The following is a 15,112-nucleotide window of genomic DNA, read 5'->3' as shown; positions in this document are numbered from 1 at the left end:
GGCCTGACAGGGGCCCTCGCTGCCTCGTTTTGGCTGCCAGGCGGAGCGGGCAGGGGACGCCGGCTCAGGCCGTCGCCTCGTCCTCACCGCCATGGCACTTGTTGAACGGCTTGCCGCTGCCGCAGGGGCACTCCTGCTCCTGCATGACCGCAGGCTGCGGGAGCGCCGGGGCGGGGTTCGCGCCGATCGGGAGGGACTCGTCGTGCTGCGCGACCGCGTCGAGCAGCGCCGCGGCGTGCCGCTCGCGATCCGCAGCCTCGATCTGCGCTTCTTCCTGCTCGGCGCGCCTGACGTTCACGCTGAAGAGCTTCGTGACCACGTTCGAGGAGACGCGGGCCACCATGTTGACGAACATGTTGTAGCCCTCCTTCTTGTACTCCTGCTTCGGGTCCTTCTGCCCGTAGCCGCGCAGACCGATGCCGTCGCGGAGGTGGTCCATGTCGGTCAGGTGGTCGACCCAGGCCTTGTCGAGCTCCTCCAGGTAGAGGTGGCGGAAGATGCGCAGCGACAGCTCGACGCCGATCTCCTCCTCGCGCTTCTCGTACGCCTTCTCGGCGCGCTCGTAGAGCTCCCGCGCCAGCGTCTCCTGGTCGCCGATGTGCGCGACGTCGTCCGGCAGCTCGACGCCGAAGTGCTCGCGGAAGCCCTGGAAGATGCCGCCCCAGTCCCAGTCCTCCGGCGGCTTGCGGGCCGGGCAAGACTCCTCGACCATCGCGCCGATGATCCGGTCCATCAGATCGAGCAGCCGCTCGCGCTGCTCCGTGAGCGCCAGGGGCATGAGCTCGGAGCACTCGTCGTAGATCTCGAGGGCCTTGTCGGCGCGCGTCTCGAGCTCGATCTTCACGCCCCAGCGCGTGTAGATCTCGCGCTGCATGTTCTCGAGCTCGACGAACCGCTCCGTCTTCTCGAAGTCCTTTCGCACGATCTCGCGCCGGTTGCCGTCCGCGTCGAGCGGCATCACCGGGTCGTTCGCGAACATGCCGAGCAGGTAGCCGACGTCCGGGCGGACCAGCTCGACGATGGACGCGAGCGGCTTGATCGCCCGCTTCTCGCCCGTCGGCTTCCCCTCCTCGTCGATGATCTCGGGAGAGTAACGGCCGACGAGCAGCGACTGGCGCATGTCGTAGATCGTCTTGCGCTGCGCGCTCATGACGTCGTCGTACTCGAGCAGGTTCTTGCGGATGTCGAAGTTGCGCTCCTCGACCTTCTTCTGGGCGTTCTCGACGCTCTTCGTCACCCACGGGTGCTCGATGGGCTCGTCGTCGGGCATGCCCATCCGCTCCATCAGGTTCTTCACCCGATCTCCGGCGAAGATGCGCATGAGGTCGTCCTCGAGGGACAGGTAGAACTTCGACGTCCCGGGGTCGCCCTGGCGGCCGGCGCGGCCGCGCAGCTGGTTGTCGATGCGGCGCGACTCGTGCCGCTCGGTGCCCAGGATGTACAGCCCGCCGATCTCGCGGATCTCGTCGCCCTCCGCGGTGCACTCCTTCTTGAGCTCCTCGACCAGAGCCTCGAACGCATCGGGCTCCGCCTCGGGCTGGCGGTTCTGCTCCTTGAACTTGAGCTTGGCGAGCATCTCCGCGTTGCCGCCCAGGATGATGTCCGTCCCGCGACCCGCCATGTTCGTCGAGACCGTGATGGCCCCTTTGCGGCCCGCCTGCGCGACCACGTAGGCCTCGTTCTCGTGGTGCTTCGCGTTCAGCACGTTGTGCTTCACGCCCCGCTTCGTCAGGATCCGGCTGATCGCGGTGCTCTTCTCGACGCTCGTCGTGCCCACCAGGATCGGCTGGCCGAGCTCGTGCTTCTCGAGGATCTCGTTGATGACCGCGGTGAACTTCTCCTTCTCGGTCTTGTAGACGAGATCCTCGTAATCGACGCGGACCACCGGCTTGTTCGTGGGGATGATGACGCAGTCGAGCTTGTACGTGCTGTGGAACTCCGCCGCTTCCGTGTCCGCGGTGCCGGTCATCCCGGAGAGCTTCTTGTACAGCCGGAAGAGGTTCTGGAAGGTGATCGTCGCCATCGTCCGGCTCTCCTCCTGGATCCGGACGTTCTCCTTCGCCTCGACGGCCTGATGCAGGCCGTCCGACCACCGGCGCCCCGCGAGGACGCGGCCGGTGAACTCATCGATGATGAGCACCTTGCCGTCGCGTACCATGTAGTTGACGTCGCGCTTGTAGAGCGTGTGCGCGCGCAAGCACTGGTTCAGGATGTGCAGCGTCTCGAGGTTCACCGGATCATAGAGGTTCGTGCCCTTGAGCACCTGGAGCGAGGCGAGCAGCCGCTCTGCCGTCTCCACGCCCTCGTCGGTCAGCGTCACCGAGTGCGCCTTCTCATCGACGGTGTAATGCTCCTCGTTCCGGAGCTGGGGGATCACCTCGTTGATCGTGCGGTACTTGTCGCTCGAGCGCTCCCCCTGCCCGCTGATGATGAGCGGAGTCCGCGCCTCGTCGATGAGGATGGAGTCGACCTCGTCGACGATCGCGTAGTGCAGCGGGCGCTGCGCGTACTCGAGCGCCGAGAACTTCATGTTGTCGCGCAGGTAGTCGAAGCCGAACTCGTTGTTCTGGCCGTACGTGATGTCGCAGCGGTACGCGTCGCGCTTCTCGGCGTCGCCCTGCTGGTTGACGACCACGCCCGTCGACAGGCCGAGGAAGCCGTACAGCTTGCCCATCCACTCGGCGTCGCGCCGCGCCAGGTAATCGTTCACCGTGACGACGTGGACGCCCTTGCCCTCGAGGGCGTTCAGATAGCAGGGGAGCGTCGCGACCAGGGTCTTGCCCTCGCCGGTGCGCATCTCGGCGATGCAGCCGTTGTGGAGCACCATGCCGCCGATGAGCTGCACGTCGTAATGGCGCATCTTGAGCGCGCGCTTCGACGCCTCGCGGCAGACCGCGAACGCCGGGACCAGGATGTCGTCCAGCGTCGCCCCGTTGGCGAGCTTCTCCTTGAACTCCGCCGTCTTTGCTCGGAGCTGGGCGTCCGAGAGCTTCTGCAGCTCCGGCTCCATCCTGCCGATCGCCTCGACCCGGGGTCTCATGCGGCGGATGGCACGCTCGTGCGAGGTGCCGAAAATCTTCTTCATCGCCCAAGTGAACATCTTTACGTGCCTTGGCTCCGCGGCGGTGAGGTGAGAGGAGAGGGTCCGGCCGAGGAACGCGAACGTAGTCGCGCCGCGGGCGTCGCGCAATTCCAGGACCACGCGGTCGGCGACGCCGCCGACGCGATCCGCCCGAGGCTCCGCAGCCCGGGCCCCCGTCACCCGTTCGTCGTCGGATCCGCGCGGGGGATCCGCGGGGGCGAACGCTCGCCCCCGCGCCGCGCGCCCAGCGGACCATGACCGTCCCGGGCCACCAGGGAGCCGCTCTGGGGCGGCGCGTCACGCCGCGAGGTGCTCGAGTCCTCCAGGCGTCAAGCCGTGGTGCACGAGGGGGGACTCGAACCCCCAAGCCTCCCGGCGCCGGAACCTAAAACCGACCGGACAGACGCGAAGGGGCCCGATGCCCCGGTTTCGGCCGTGGAGCTCGCGGGGCTGACCGTCCGAGCAGCCCCCGCGGCGCATCCGTCCGCCTCTTCTGGGCCGCCGTCCGCCCTTTCGCCAGAACCCGGAGAGGTGGCCGAGGTCACCGCGCCGCCCTCGCCGCCCACCCGGCCCTCGCCGCGCATGACGGACGAGCGCAGCCGGACCGAGCACGGGGCGACGCCCGTCGCGGTCGTCCCGCCGCCCAGGCTCGAGCCGACCGCACCCGAGCGGGCAGCCGCCCCGGGCGGGTCGCACGCCAGCCTGCTGGAGCAGATCACCGGCGCGATCCGGACGGCGGCCGCGCACGGAGACCTTGACACCGCCCGCGCCCTCCACGCGGCGCTCGGCCGTGCGCTCGGGGGCGCGCCGCCGGCGGACGAGGAGAGCGGTGCGCGGGTCGTCCCGCTCCGCGGGCGTGGGAAGCGAGGCGCACAATGAGCGCGCGATGTCAAGCGCGATTGTCGTGGTCGCCCTGCCGCTCGCCGCCGCGGTAGCCTGGCAAGTGAAGGGCCGGCGAGGGCGGCAACCCTCCCGGCCTGCGACGCGAACGAGCGAGGTTCACGTGGTCAGCAGGATAAGGGCGAACGTCAAGGCCGGCAAGCGCCGGCTCGTGAGAGAGCGCGAGGCACCGGCAACGGTTCGGAGCGACATCGAAGATCCCGACGACGCGCTGCTCGCACCTTGCCGCGACTTTCGCAGGCTCCGCTCTCCCAGGGCGGACAGAGTAGCAGAGGTGCTGTCGGTAAAGGCTCTTGTTTCTAAGCTCATAGAGCTTGCACATGCAGCCGGATCTCCGAGCGCGGATCGTCTGCCCGTCGAACCACAGATAACCGTTCACGAGATACTGTGGGCCATGCAGATGGCGCTCGATAGGGGAGATGAGAAGGTACTCAAGGACCTGCACGTGCGCGCTGTCGAGTACTTGAGAGCTAACGCCGAATGGAACTTCGATTACGCAACGACGGACGTCGTTACTCGTGGAGAGTTTGCGCGCTGGCTCGTTGCCGCAATTGAACGGGCCAGGGACAGCGAGCCAGACTCGATGATTGAGCCTGTCGAGACCCATGTGAGGATAGGGTGGATGGTGCTGCGTGGCGCTCGCGTCTTCCCTGGGATCGGTGCGGCAGGTGAGGACGGCGTGGTGCGGGCGATGGGGCGCGAGTTCGGTCCGGACCCCGTCGATCTCAGCGACCCGAAGGAGATCGCGATGCGCGCTCTGCGCGCCGCTGGCGTGTCGAAAAAGACGGTTTGGAACACGTTCGAGGCGCCGGAACGCATGAAGGCTTCTCGAGACAGACGGCGACGCAAGGGGCCCGCCTCGGGAGAGCCCGAAGGATAAGGGCGCGTCTAACACCGGCGCGTGTTAGACGCGCGTGGAGGCTCGTCTAACGGTCATCCGCGTTAGGTAGTTGGTCGACGCTGCGTTCGCGCAGGCACACCATTGGCTCATGGGTGATGCAGCAAAGCGAACGGGGACGGTGGTAACGCCCGAGGTCCTGAGACAGCGGACCATGGCTCTCATCGAAGAGATCGGAGAGCCGAGGGTACTGGATCGCCTGGGCATCAGTCGTCAGTCGCTCGGCCGTGTTCTCGCAGGCCTGCCGGTCCGCCGAGGAACGGCCGAGCTGGTCGCGACGCGCCTCGCCGCTCCCGCGGTGGGGCAGGGTGGAGATCCCGAGCGGCCGCCGGCGAGCGCGGCGTAGGCGGAAGAGTTGAACCGGGCGGAGCGCCGGGCAGGACATGGCGCGCGGCTCAGAAGCGGCCGGATCCGCGCCGCAAGGGGACGTGCATGCTGAAGGTGGACGCAGCATCCGCGCCGAGCAGGGGCGGAGGCATCAAGGAGAAGGGGGCGCCCAGGGGCAAGGGCGGCGAGGATATCAGCGCGCGCGTGCTGGCCACGCTCGCAAGCAACCCCCAAGGGCCTGGCGCGGCGCTCGTATCGTTCGTGGTCGAGATCGTTCAGGTGGCCTTCCGCGAGATGCAGCAGGCCGAGCAAGCCGAGGACGATCCCGTACTCGACGCGGAGGGCGCCGCCGCGCTCCTCGGTACGTCGCGGGAAACCGCGATTCGGCTGGCCAGGAAGGGCGAGATCGCGGCGATGAAGCTTGGCCCTCGGCTCGGCTGGCGCTTCCGACGCTCGGATGTCCTCGCCTATCTCGAGGCGAAGCGCCGTCGGCCTGCGCCGGTCGCCGCGAACGACGCGGAAGGCCTGCCGACGGACGCCGCGGGCGTCTTGGCGGAGATGAACCTGCCCGCCCTGCGGGGGCGACGATGAGCCGCGGGCGAGCAGCCGAGCGGGGCGCAGTGGAGGGCGTCGAGGGCCAGATCGGGCGCATCCTCGCCAGCCTGCGGGCCTTCCTCGCGGAGCTCGGGCCGCCCCCGGAAGACGTGCGCTCGATCCTCGTGGTCGGGCGCGCCGGCCCGAGGGGACCTGAGTTCACGTTCGCCTCGAGGCCTGCTCTCGTGGCGCACCTGCGGCGCGCGGGCGAGGAGGAGACCGCGCAGGCCCTCGACGCGCCGGTTCCGGCCGGTGGCGTTCGTGTCGTCGCGGTCGCGCCCGACGGCACCTTCTCGACGGCGGTCGCGCGGTGGCCGGAGCTGTCGCAGCCGGTCAACGCGTGTGGAGGGATGGCCTGATGTCCCGCTCTTCACGCGCGCGGGTCGAGCGCCGGCAGGCGCAGCGGGCGGCCGCAGGCCATGCCGGGCGATCCTACCTCGTGCGCTGGCCCTTGCCGCCCGTGCCGTCGTGGGCTCGCTTCGGTGAACCCGCGGGCCCGGAGCACGAGGCCGCCCACGCTGCGATCCACGACGCGCTCACACGCTACCAACCTGCGGCCGCGGAGCGGGGCTCCCTCGTCGTGGTCGGCGCTGACACGGGGGCCGGCATCATCGTGTCGTTCGAGGCGATCGAGCGCTTCGCCGCCGCCATCGCGGCGAAGGGACACCCGGACGTCGCTGCCGCCCTCCGCAGGCCGGTCGCATCGGGGATGGTGCGCACGCTCGCCGTGTCTCGCCTCGAGACCTTCCAGACGGGCGCGATCTTCTGGCCCGAGAGGCCGATCAACACCGTCGCGAGGGGGGCCGCGTGAGCGCGGAGCAAGACCAACCCCAGGGCCCGCCCTCGCCGAACGAAGCGCTGCTGTCGCTCGTCCGCGCGGTGGAGCGTTGGCGCCTGGCGGCGCCGGCCGAGCGCGCCGCCCTCGCTACCGAGACGCGCGAGCGCTGGACGGCGCTGGCGATCGAGCGCGGCGTTATCGCCCCGCGCGCCCCCGCGAACGACAACGCGGCCGATCGCCCCGAGGAGCAGACGGCCGCGCACCTGCACGACGCGGAGCGGCTCCTGCTGGAGCGATGCTCCGACGGGCTCGACGGCGACGCGCGTAGGGACGCGCGGGTGCTGGCGAAGGTCGGGCAGCTCATCGCCCGGGCCGAGAAGGCAGAGGCCGCGCGCGATCTCGTGCTGGGCGTTCGTCCGAAGACGGGGGCGGCGATCCTCGAGCCGCTGCCCGAGCAGCTCTGGCTCGTGAAGGATCTCCAGTGGTGCGCCGGGCGCCCAGCGATGATCATCGCCGCGGCGGGGAGCGGCAAGACGATCGTCTGCCAGAGCGCGGCCGTGTCCCTCGCCGCCGGGCGCCCGCTGTTCGGGTGGTTCTGGGGGCCGCCCCGCTCGCGGGACGTGCGCGTGCTGCACCTCGACTACGAACAGGGCGACTACGCCACGCGCCGCCGCTACCAGAAGATCGTGCGAGGGATGGGGCTCGGCGCCGAGGAGCTCGAGCGCGTCCAGCGGAACCTGAGCCTCCTGTGCTTTCCGCAGATCTATCTGACGTCGAAGAACGCAGAGGCCGAGTTCAAGCGCGCGGTCCACGGCGTGGACCTCTGCATCATCGACTCGCTGCGGGTGGCCTGCCGTGGGCTGGACGAGAACGACAGCGCGATCCGCGATGCGATCGACATCATGACGCGCGTCTCGCAGGCGACCGGCTGCGCGTTCCTGGTGGTCCACCACGCGGGCAAGTCCTCGGGGCAGAAGCGCGACGCGCGGGAGCTCGGCCGGGGCAGCTCGGCCATCTTCGACGCGAGCGGGTCGGTCCTGAACCTGTGCCTCGACGGCGACGGCGACGAGAAGGGCGCCGGGGGCGCGCAGCAAGAGGAGGTCGCGATCGACTGCCCGAAGTGCGGCGGGAGCGGCTCACTCCCGCAGTACGAGAGCGTCGAGGGCGGCGTCTGCTTCGGGTGCAAGGGGCAGGGCAAGGTGTGGCGCTCCGGGCCGGCGACGGCCAAGCAGAGCGCTCCTGCGGCCGCGGACCCTCGCCGCCGCGTCGAGATGAGCAAGGCGAGCGCCGAGGGCGACGGGATGCGCCTCGAGCCGTTCTACCTGCGCTTCGTCGACATCGCGGAGGGAGAGAACCCGCTCGCCGGTGTGCGCGTCGAGTACCGGACCGAGGAGCAGGCCAAGGGGCCGCCCGAGCAGCCAGGGGACAAGCTCGAGGCCATCAAGGCGAAGGTGTTGAAGCTGATCCTAGAGGAGACGCGTGCGGGCCGCCCGATCGCGGGCAGAGCCGTGCTCGCGGAGAAGCTCGGGGCGCGCCGCGCCAACGTGTCCGCCGCCGTGGACGAGCTCATCGCGGAAGGCCTGGTCCTGGATCGGCCGGAGCGGGCCGGCAGGGGCGGGGGCAAGTCGCGCCTGTGGGCGTACGCGGGGAGCGACGGCGCGGAACCTGGCGAGCGCCGCCAACCGCCCACCGCTGCGCCGACGATCGGCCATCCGTCCGACGTCTGATCGAGCTCGAGCCAGAGGGCCCCTCCTGGTGGGTAGCCTCCTCGCCGCTCCCCTGCGCTCGCCTCGACGTCTCGATGGAGGAGGCACGGCTGCCAGGACGCCACGCCAGGGGATGGCTGACCGGCCATCACCATGGCTCGTCCCAGGTCGTCCCAGGTCGTCCCAGGCCCGTCCGGGACTAGCCACCGTTACCCCGTCCGCCCGTCCCCCCCTTAAGGGGGGACGGGCAGCGGGACGGGGTAACGTGGAGCGGGACAGGTCGCGTGGAGCGGGACGGGCCAAGCCGGGCGGGCAGCGAGGGGAGGCAGGCTCGAACGGGTGCGCCTGGCGATCGCGGCGTAGGGGCCAGGCTGGACCCCCGGCGGAGCAAGCAGCACCAGGCCAACGCGACGCATCGAGTCAGAGCAACGACGCAACGCGACGCAAAGCCGACCGCGTTGTCAACGATTGTCAAAGTTGCCTGCCCAGCGAGATGCGTTTTTTTATTGTGGGTGGAAGGGACCGACAAAGGCGCGCCTTCTTTTGCGGGAAACTGAAGGTTTCAGTGTTCAGCGAGCGCGTTCAACCCGGGTCTCTGTAAGATTCATGTCAATGATTTTCGCTTTGAGCTGAATTATTGCCGCCGCTTTGCGTCATGGCACGCGAGGTGTGCTACGACCGAAGCGCGCCCGGCGTGCGCGATGGCTCAACGTGGCACAGATGGGCTCGCCGCCCTCGCCGCCGCCCTGGGCACGAGCGCGCGGTGGGTCGTTGATCGCCCCCCGGTGGGGCGTGGCGGTGCCGCCCCCGTCGAGCCGATCGCCCTGGGCATGGCGGTGCCGCCGGTCGCCTGGGCTCGCGGTGGGGCACGAGGTGCCGGTGTCGCGTCGCCGGCGCCGTCGAGCACGAGCTCGCTCTCGCCCCCGGTCGCCGGTGCGCGCCCTGCCGGCGTCGCCGGTCGCGCTCGCCCTGGGCAGCGCACGCCCTCGCTGCCCTGCGGAGCGCCGCAGCTGCAAGCGTCTCTCGGAGCTCTGTCGAGAGAGCGGCGAGTGGGTGCGTCACCAGCGTCACCAGTACCGACGCCTACTGGTGACACTACTGGTGACACGCGCAAGTCGCTGAAATCACGCATCCTTCTATACCTGTCACCAGTGTCACCAGTACGAGTACGTGTGTATAAGGCTATAGGGTTGGGTGATTTATAGGAGGTGTTGGGTTGCAGAGAAGCGCCTGGTGACGTGGTGACTACTGGTGACATGGGCAGGTCCCCTCGACTGTATGGTGTCTCACAACAGTTATAGGGCTCGTCCGGGCCCAGGGGTCCTGACTTTTCCGCGCAAGGTTTGCGCGAGCAAAATCTGGGTGAACAACCAGCACCCAGGGCAGGCTGCTTTCCTCCGCCGCGCCCGGCGCTGGGTTAATGCAGGCCTCACGGGCGGCCCTGGTTATGCGCGCTGTTATGGGCCTGTGATGGGCGTGTTATCGCGGCGTTCACAGCCGGATCACAGGTTCACCAGCGGCCTTCACCAGCGCTCGAGGTCTGGTTGATGGTCAACCCGGGCCGGTTGATGCCGTGCCCTGCCTGTGCAGCCCCCCTGTAACAGTATCCAGGGGGTCCGAGGCCCAGGGGTCCCGCTCCTCATGCGAGACCGCTTCGGGCTGTGGATCCGGGAACGCCTGCGGTGGTCCACCGGGGAACGGGAACGGTCCACCTCACGTGTTCCCGATGGACCGCTGCGCCATCTCCGCCCTTCGCCGCGCGCTGTAACTGCTACCAGCGAGGTACCAGTATCGGGAACGCCTGCTAGACTCGAGGCGTGCGGTCCGCTGGATCGGTGCAGCTCGAGGCATGGGCAGCCGCCCGCGGCGGTGTCCGCGCCGCCGCTCGCGAGCTCGGCGTGGCCGCGTCGACCCTGTCGCGCTGGATCGGGGGCGCCCAGACGCCGCGGGGTGATGGCGACCTCGGCCCGGCCTGGCTCGAGGAGCGCACCGGGGTGGAGGCCGCTGCCTGGGACACCATGGCTGCCTCGCCGCCCCGCCCTCCCTCGCCGCGGGCCGCTGCCGGGGCAGGACGGGGCCGCCGTGGCGCTGCGCCGCCAGGGGAGGCCCTGCCGCCCTCCCGAACGCCCCGCCCTCGCCGCGCCCCGCCGCAGGCCCCTGCGCGTGCTGCGGTAGCACCGGCCGGGCACCCGACCGCGACGACGTCGCCCCCGGCCGCGCCGGCCGTCGAGGTCGAGGACGAGCCCATGCCGCCCCCGGCGACGCTGCCGGAGCTCCAGGCGCGAGCTCGCCAGATCCCCGGCGAGCTCCAGCAGCTGCGGCGGAGCATCGCCTCCGGGGCCGTGAAGGTGGCCGCCGGCGAGGTGATGGCTCGGATGCTCGAGCGCGAGCAGCGCGCTGTGACCGGTGCGATCACGGCGGCGGGCACGGCCACAGTCGAGGAAGTCGAGGCCCTGCACGCGCTCGTGCTCTCTGTGACGCGCGGCTGTGAGGGCTGCCGCGCCAGGGTGACAGAGGCGCTCCGCGGGAGCGCAGCGTGACGCCCGTGCTCGGCGCCACGCCCGTGGAGGGGCCGCCCGTCGCGACCCCGGCCGAGCTCCGTGCCCGGCTCGGCGCCGTCGCGGGGGAGCTCCGCGCGCTCCAGGGCGCCGTGCTCGCCGGCACGATGACCGTCGCCGTGGCTGCCGCGCACCAGCGGCTGCTTGCTGTTGAGGGGCGCACGATCGCGCTCGCCCTCGCCACCTTCCCCTCGCCGCCGCGGCTGGCCGATGAGCTGCTGCGCGCGCTCGAGCCGTAGCTCGACCCGACCCACGCCGCGTGCCACGGCACCGCGCCCGGTGGATGGGGTACGCTCGCGCCGTGCACCGTCGCCGCTCTGCCGCTGAGATCCTCCGCGCCGTGCCGCCCCGCGACCGCGCGACGCTGCGCCGGTTCGGCCTGGACCTGGACGACCCCGCGCAGGCGAGGTTCTTCGTCGACGGTGTGCGCGCCGCCGACGAGAGCATCGCGGCGGAGTCCGCCCCGCGCAGCTCCCAGGACCGCCCGCCGCCGCGGTGAACGCCACGCCGGCGCCCCGCCTCCCTCGCCGCCGTCCCGGGCCGGGAAGGGGCCGCCGTCGCGCCGCGCCTCGTGCTCGCGGGGAGCCCCGCTACGCCGCCCGTGAAGGCCTCGACGGGTCGCCTGTGGCCGGCTCGAACCACGCCGCGATCGGAATCCGGTAGGCGTCCCGAAGCCTCATCTTCTGGCCGTCCCGAGGGATGGCGCGCCCTGTCGTCCAGTGCGACACCGCGGACTGAGACACGCCGCACCGGCGGGCGATCTCCGCCTGGTCCAGGCCGAGCTGAGACAAGAGCACCGCGCCGCGCGTCCGCTGGAAGTTCACCGGTGAGGCGAGCATGCCACGTGGAGCGGTGTCCCGCGCGCACGAGTCGCCATGTGCACTCATGAGACGTCATGCGGTGTCGCGATGGCATCTTTTCACATCATATCAGGCACATCGCTTGAAAGCGCCCTTTGCGCATCTCATAGATTCGGCACCTATGAACAACAGGCGCGGCATCACGGTGTACCTCGACGAGGAGCTCGAGAAGCGCGTCAACCAGCGCCGAGCTGCGGGGAATAGGATGCGCTCGTTCAGCGCGGTAACCCGCGAAGCGCTCTCCAGGTGGCTCGATGTCATGGAGCAAGAGCAGCGGAGCGAGCCGGTTGTGCAGCGCTCGAATCCGAGCGAGGCGCGCGCCGCGGCGCCATGAAGGGAGAACACATCATGTCGACGAAGAGAGCCAAAGCGGTCAGCGTGGCCACGCAGCAGAAGGGCAAGCGAGATACCGATCGCGCCGCGGCGCGGACCACCACGCGCCAGAAGACCGAACGGCCGACCGCCCCGCGGAAGCCTCCGAGCTCCGGCGCCGTCGCGAAGCGCGCGCCCGCCAAGCGGGCCGCACGGGGCGCCCGATGAGGTCAATGAGGCTCTGGAAGCCCTCGAGCGGGGGCACGTCGACGCAGCTCGAGGCAGACGCTGAGGTCGACCGCGCCCTCGGCTTGGCGTCCGCTCCGCCGACCTTCGCCGGGTTCGGCCCGCCGGAGCGAGGCATGCGGCAGCTCCGCGCGATGACGCCGACGCAGGCGCGCGCCCGTGCTGCGGCGCGGGCCCTCGCGTCGCCCCGCTCGTCCGACGTGCGCGCGAGCGCAGCGGACGTGGAGGTCGACCGCGCCCTCGGCTGCGGCGTGCTCGGCGTGGAGCCGCCGGCGCTGGCGCGAGCTGGATTCGGTCCCCCCGAGCGCGGCGCCAGGAAGATGCCGAGCATGACGCCGACGCAGGCGCGCGCTCGCGCGCTGAGGCGGGAGGCCTCGACGCCATGCCGATGACGGCAGGGAGGCCCCGCAGCGGGGAAGGTCCGCTGTTCCGGGCGGCTCAGGTTCGCTCGGTCAACGAAGCGGAGCGGCGGATCTCGGCGGTCGCCTCGACTGAGTCGCTCGACGCCCACGGCACGATCCTGCGCGCCAACTGGGACTTGACCCGCTTCATCGCCAACCCGGTGCTGCTCTGGGGGAACGACGACGGGGCGCTTCCGATCGGCCTCTGCGAGAACGTGCGCGTCGAGGGGAAGGCGCTTCTCTTCGTCGCCGCATTCGACGACGCGACCGAGTTCGATCAGCAGGTCTGGGAGAAGTACCGCCGCGGCGTGCTCCGCGGGTTCTCGGTGCGCTTCAATCCGATCGAGCGCAGGACCGTCGAGCACGATGGCCGGCAGGTCATCGAGTACACGCGCAGCGAGCTCATGGCGATCAGCTGCACGCCGGTCCCTTTCAACCCTCAAGCCCTCCGGAGGTCGGCGGGCGATGTGCAGAAGCACCCTGGAGACACGATGAAGAACAAGACTACCAGCGGCGCCGGGCGGTCAGCCGTGCACCTGCTCGTGGACGCCTATCCGCAGATGTTCCCTGGCGAGCTCCGTTCGTGGGCTCTCAAAGAGTCGCTCAGCGTGGTGCAGAGCTTCATCAACGCCGGAGGGCACCAGAGCGGGAGCATCCCGCAGGAGGACGCGGAGAAGATCGACCGCCTCCTCGGCATCCGTCCCGCATCGGACGGCAAGGTCGGTTACGACGACGTCGACCCGATCCGCGGCGTGCGGGTCTTCCACGCGCCCACCCCGGGCGAGCTCCGCAGCGCGGGCGGGAGGTCATGATGAGCATTCGATCGATGTTGGGGGCGATTCTGAACTTCGGAGAGGCGCGGCCGAGCGAGGCGGACGCTGAGGTCGACCGCGCCCGCGCGGTGCTGGCCGCTGCGGAGCGCGACACCGCGGAGACGAGCGCGCGCCTGGCCGAGCGCGAGGCGCAGCTTTCGAAGGTCGAAGGCGCCTTCGACGAGGACCCGATCGACGCGAACGGCGCCGCCGTGATCGACGCACGGAACTCCCGCGACCTGGCGAAGCTCCAGGCGGACCGGGCGGTGCGCCGCGAGCAGCAGGCCCGCGAAGCCCTCGCCCAGGCCGAGCACGCGGCGGAGCGCGCCCGGCTCGAGGCACAGCTCGCGGAGCTGGAGCAGCGCCACCACGCCGCCCTCGAGGCCGAGCGGAGCGCCAGCGCCGAGCGCATCGCCGCACATCCCGCGCGGGAGCTCCGCGAGGCCATCCGTCGAGCCGAGGAGCGCCAGCACCAGGCCCAGGCCGAGCACGAGGCCGCGTGCGCCGCCCTCGACGCCAGCGCGGCGGAGCTGGCCGAGCTCGAGGCCAAGGTGATGGCCATCGCGCCAGACCGCGCCGAGGAGCTCCGCGCCCGTGCCGAGCGGCGCGCCTGCGAGCAGCGAGACGCCCTGGCCGAACGGGCATCCCTCGCCGCCGCCAAGTTGCGGTTCATGCCGAGCGTCGAGCTCGTCATCGCCGGGGAGCAGCTCATCCGGAAGAGCCTCGCCGACGTCGAGGCCGCGGTGGAGGACGCCCGCGCCGCCGCGAAGCACGCGCAGGAGCTCGGGGCCGACATCAAGCCGATCGATGACTTCCACAAGGTCTGCCACGTACGGCACGCGCAGTTCCTCGCGCTGCCCGAGGCGGTAAGGGACTGGAACGGTCACTATCAGGACGTCGGACATCTGGCCGGCATCAGCACGCCTTTCGGTCGCGTAGAGCGCGCGTATCGCTTCCAGATGGAACAGCCAAAAGAGACTCGGCGAGATGGCGATGTGTCGGACGCGATGAGTCGGATCTCCGAGATCCTGAACAGCCACACGACAGATGAAGTGCGCGCGGCGGAGAAGGCCCGTTACGAGCGCCAGGAGGCAGAACGCCAAAGGCGCTTTGAGGAAACCTACATCCCGCCGCCGCCCGGCGGTTTCGTCGTGAGCTACGAAGGGGGCAAGCAGGTGGTCAAGCCGCGTTACGCGGAGGACGCCAGGCATCCGTTCTTCACGCGCAGGATGGAAGCGACGGAGCCGCAACCCTCCCTGATCGAGAGCGCCTCGAGCGCCTTCCGCTCGCTCTTCTCGTCGAACGATACGGACCCGCCGGCCGCGTGATGGGAACGGATTACACGGCGCAGCTCGCCGCCGCGCGCGCGGCTGTAGCGAAGGCCGAGCAGGACGAGCGCGAATCCGCTGCTGAGGTGAAGGATCGCGAAGTCCGGCTTGGGTGGGCTGAGGAGGCGCACAGCGACCCGGCGAAGCGATCAGGCGACATAACCGCAGAGAGGGTTGCTTGTGCCGTGATCGACGGCCGCAATCAGCTCCACGTCGCCAGACGACGCCACCGCGAGACGACGGCGAGCCTCGATGAGGCCCGCGCTGAGCTCACGCGACTCGAGGAGACGGGCTCTCGCCCGAACTGAAA

At 70.3% G+C, this 15,112-nt stretch carries 16 protein-coding genes; 14 read left to right on the top strand and 2 right to left on the bottom strand.

The features are described from left to right. Nucleotides 1-64: 64 nt before the first annotated feature. A complete protein-coding gene (secA, locus tag ACSRUE_RS01530) occupies nt 65-3,100 on the bottom strand; it encodes a preprotein translocase subunit SecA (protein WP_441289472.1) in 3,036 nt (1,011 codons plus the stop codon). A 513-nt stretch (nt 3,101-3,613) separates the two neighbouring features. On the opposite strand from secA, the gene ACSRUE_RS01525 reads away from it, so the two are divergent. From ACSRUE_RS01525 to ACSRUE_RS01485, 9 genes are all read left to right on the top strand, one after another. Further along, the gene (locus ACSRUE_RS01525; protein WP_441289471.1) at nt 3,614-3,961 is read left to right on the top strand and encodes a hypothetical protein; all 348 of its coding nucleotides are present in this window, start codon (nt 3,614-3,616) and stop codon (nt 3,959-3,961) included. Nucleotides 3,962-3,968: 7 nt separating this feature from the next. Further along, nucleotides 3,969-4,862, top strand: coding sequence for a hypothetical protein (locus tag ACSRUE_RS01520; protein WP_441289470.1), 894 nt, complete (start codon nt 3,969-3,971; stop codon nt 4,860-4,862). 549 nt (nt 4,863-5,411) lie between these two features. Continuing rightward, nucleotides 5,412-5,798 (top strand): helix-turn-helix domain-containing protein, encoded by a 387-nt coding sequence (locus ACSRUE_RS01515; protein ID WP_441289469.1) that lies wholly within the window; start codon nt 5,412-5,414, stop codon nt 5,796-5,798. Then, complete coding sequence (locus ACSRUE_RS01510; protein ID WP_441289468.1) at nt 5,795-6,160, top strand: hypothetical protein; 366 nt, start codon at nt 5,795-5,797, stop codon at nt 6,158-6,160. The genes ACSRUE_RS01515 and ACSRUE_RS01510 overlap by 4 nt, the downstream gene beginning before the upstream one ends. Further along, complete coding sequence (locus ACSRUE_RS01505) at nt 6,160-6,612, top strand: hypothetical protein (protein WP_441289467.1); 453 nt, start codon at nt 6,160-6,162, stop codon at nt 6,610-6,612. Before ACSRUE_RS01510 ends, ACSRUE_RS01505 begins: the two co-directional genes overlap by 1 nt. Further along, complete coding sequence (locus tag ACSRUE_RS01500) at nt 6,609-8,306, top strand: AAA family ATPase (protein ID WP_441289466.1); 1,698 nt, start codon at nt 6,609-6,611, stop codon at nt 8,304-8,306. The genes ACSRUE_RS01505 and ACSRUE_RS01500 overlap by 4 nt, the downstream gene beginning before the upstream one ends. 1,796 nt (nt 8,307-10,102) lie before the next feature. Beyond that, complete coding sequence (locus ACSRUE_RS01495) at nt 10,103-10,825, top strand: hypothetical protein (protein ID WP_441289465.1); 723 nt, start codon at nt 10,103-10,105, stop codon at nt 10,823-10,825. Next, a complete protein-coding gene (locus ACSRUE_RS01490; RefSeq protein ID WP_441289464.1) occupies nt 10,822-11,082 on the top strand; it encodes a hypothetical protein in 261 nt (86 codons plus the stop codon). Before ACSRUE_RS01495 ends, ACSRUE_RS01490 begins: the two co-directional genes overlap by 4 nt. Before the next feature lie 62 nt (nt 11,083-11,144). Further along, complete coding sequence (locus tag ACSRUE_RS01485) at nt 11,145-11,342, top strand: hypothetical protein (protein ID WP_441289463.1); 198 nt, start codon at nt 11,145-11,147, stop codon at nt 11,340-11,342. A gap of 91 nt (nt 11,343-11,433) precedes the next feature. Here the strand turns inward: ACSRUE_RS01485 and ACSRUE_RS01480 are convergent, their stop codons facing one another. After that, nucleotides 11,434-11,682 (bottom strand): helix-turn-helix domain-containing protein, encoded by a 249-nt coding sequence (locus ACSRUE_RS01480; RefSeq protein ID WP_441289462.1) that lies wholly within the window; start codon nt 11,680-11,682, stop codon nt 11,434-11,436. Between the two features lie 142 nt (nt 11,683-11,824). On the opposite strand from ACSRUE_RS01480, the gene ACSRUE_RS01475 reads away from it, so the two are divergent. The 5 genes from ACSRUE_RS01475 to ACSRUE_RS01455 all read left to right on the top strand — a co-directional run bounded on the left by ACSRUE_RS01475 (nt 11,825) and on the right by ACSRUE_RS01455 (nt 15,110). After that, nucleotides 11,825-12,037, top strand: a complete 213-nt coding sequence (locus tag ACSRUE_RS01475; protein WP_441289461.1) for a hypothetical protein — start codon at nt 11,825-11,827, stop codon at nt 12,035-12,037. Nucleotides 12,038-12,248: 211 nt separating this feature from the next. Beyond that, the gene (locus tag ACSRUE_RS01470) at nt 12,249-12,653 is read left to right on the top strand and encodes a hypothetical protein (RefSeq protein WP_441289460.1); all 405 of its coding nucleotides are present in this window, start codon (nt 12,249-12,251) and stop codon (nt 12,651-12,653) included. Next, a complete protein-coding gene (locus ACSRUE_RS01465; RefSeq protein ID WP_441289459.1) occupies nt 12,644-13,474 on the top strand; it encodes a hypothetical protein in 831 nt (276 codons plus the stop codon). Before ACSRUE_RS01470 ends, ACSRUE_RS01465 begins: the two co-directional genes overlap by 10 nt. Nucleotides 13,475-13,488: 14 nt before the next feature. Then, nucleotides 13,489-14,802 carry a hypothetical protein gene (locus tag ACSRUE_RS01460; protein WP_441289458.1) on the top strand — a complete coding sequence of 438 codons (1,314 nt, stop codon included), beginning with the start codon at nt 13,489-13,491 and terminating at the stop codon, nt 14,800-14,802. Then, a complete protein-coding gene (locus tag ACSRUE_RS01455; RefSeq protein ID WP_441289457.1) occupies nt 14,802-15,110 on the top strand; it encodes a hypothetical protein in 309 nt (102 codons plus the stop codon). Before ACSRUE_RS01460 ends, ACSRUE_RS01455 begins: the two co-directional genes overlap by 1 nt. Nucleotides 15,111-15,112 lie beyond the last annotated feature (2 nt).

It is taken from the genome of Sorangium sp. KYC3313 (assembly GCF_052075895.1).
Classification (GTDB): Bacteria; Myxococcota_A; Polyangia; order Polyangiales; family Polyangiaceae; genus Sorangium; species Sorangium cellulosum_B.
This window is presented reverse-complemented; position numbering and strand designations above follow the sequence as displayed.

Bases quoted from the DNA above. Each gene is read 5' to 3' on its own strand.
- secA (WP_441289472.1), bottom strand. From the start codon at position 3,100: ATGTTCACTTGGGCGATGAAGAAGATTTTCGGCACCTCGCACGAGCGT.
- ACSRUE_RS01520 (WP_441289470.1), top strand. From the start codon at position 3,969: ATGTCAAGCGCGATTGTCGTGGTCGCCCTGCCGCTCGCCGCCGCGGTA.
- ACSRUE_RS01510 (WP_441289468.1), top strand. From the start codon at position 5,795: ATGAGCCGCGGGCGAGCAGCCGAGCGGGGCGCAGTGGAGGGCGTCGAG.
- ACSRUE_RS01505 (WP_441289467.1), top strand. From the start codon at position 6,160: ATGTCCCGCTCTTCACGCGCGCGGGTCGAGCGCCGGCAGGCGCAGCGG.
- ACSRUE_RS01480 (WP_441289462.1), bottom strand. From the start codon at position 11,682: ATGCTCGCCTCACCGGTGAACTTCCAGCGGACGCGCGGCGCGGTGCTC.
- ACSRUE_RS01475 (WP_441289461.1), top strand. From the start codon at position 11,825: ATGAACAACAGGCGCGGCATCACGGTGTACCTCGACGAGGAGCTCGAG.
- ACSRUE_RS01470 (WP_441289460.1), top strand. From the start codon at position 12,249: ATGAGGCTCTGGAAGCCCTCGAGCGGGGGCACGTCGACGCAGCTCGAG.
- ACSRUE_RS01465 (WP_441289459.1), top strand. From the start codon at position 12,644: ATGCCGATGACGGCAGGGAGGCCCCGCAGCGGGGAAGGTCCGCTGTTC.
- ACSRUE_RS01460 (WP_441289458.1), top strand. From the start codon at position 13,489: ATGTTGGGGGCGATTCTGAACTTCGGAGAGGCGCGGCCGAGCGAGGCG.
- ACSRUE_RS01455 (WP_441289457.1), top strand. From the start codon at position 14,802: ATGGGAACGGATTACACGGCGCAGCTCGCCGCCGCGCGCGCGGCTGTA.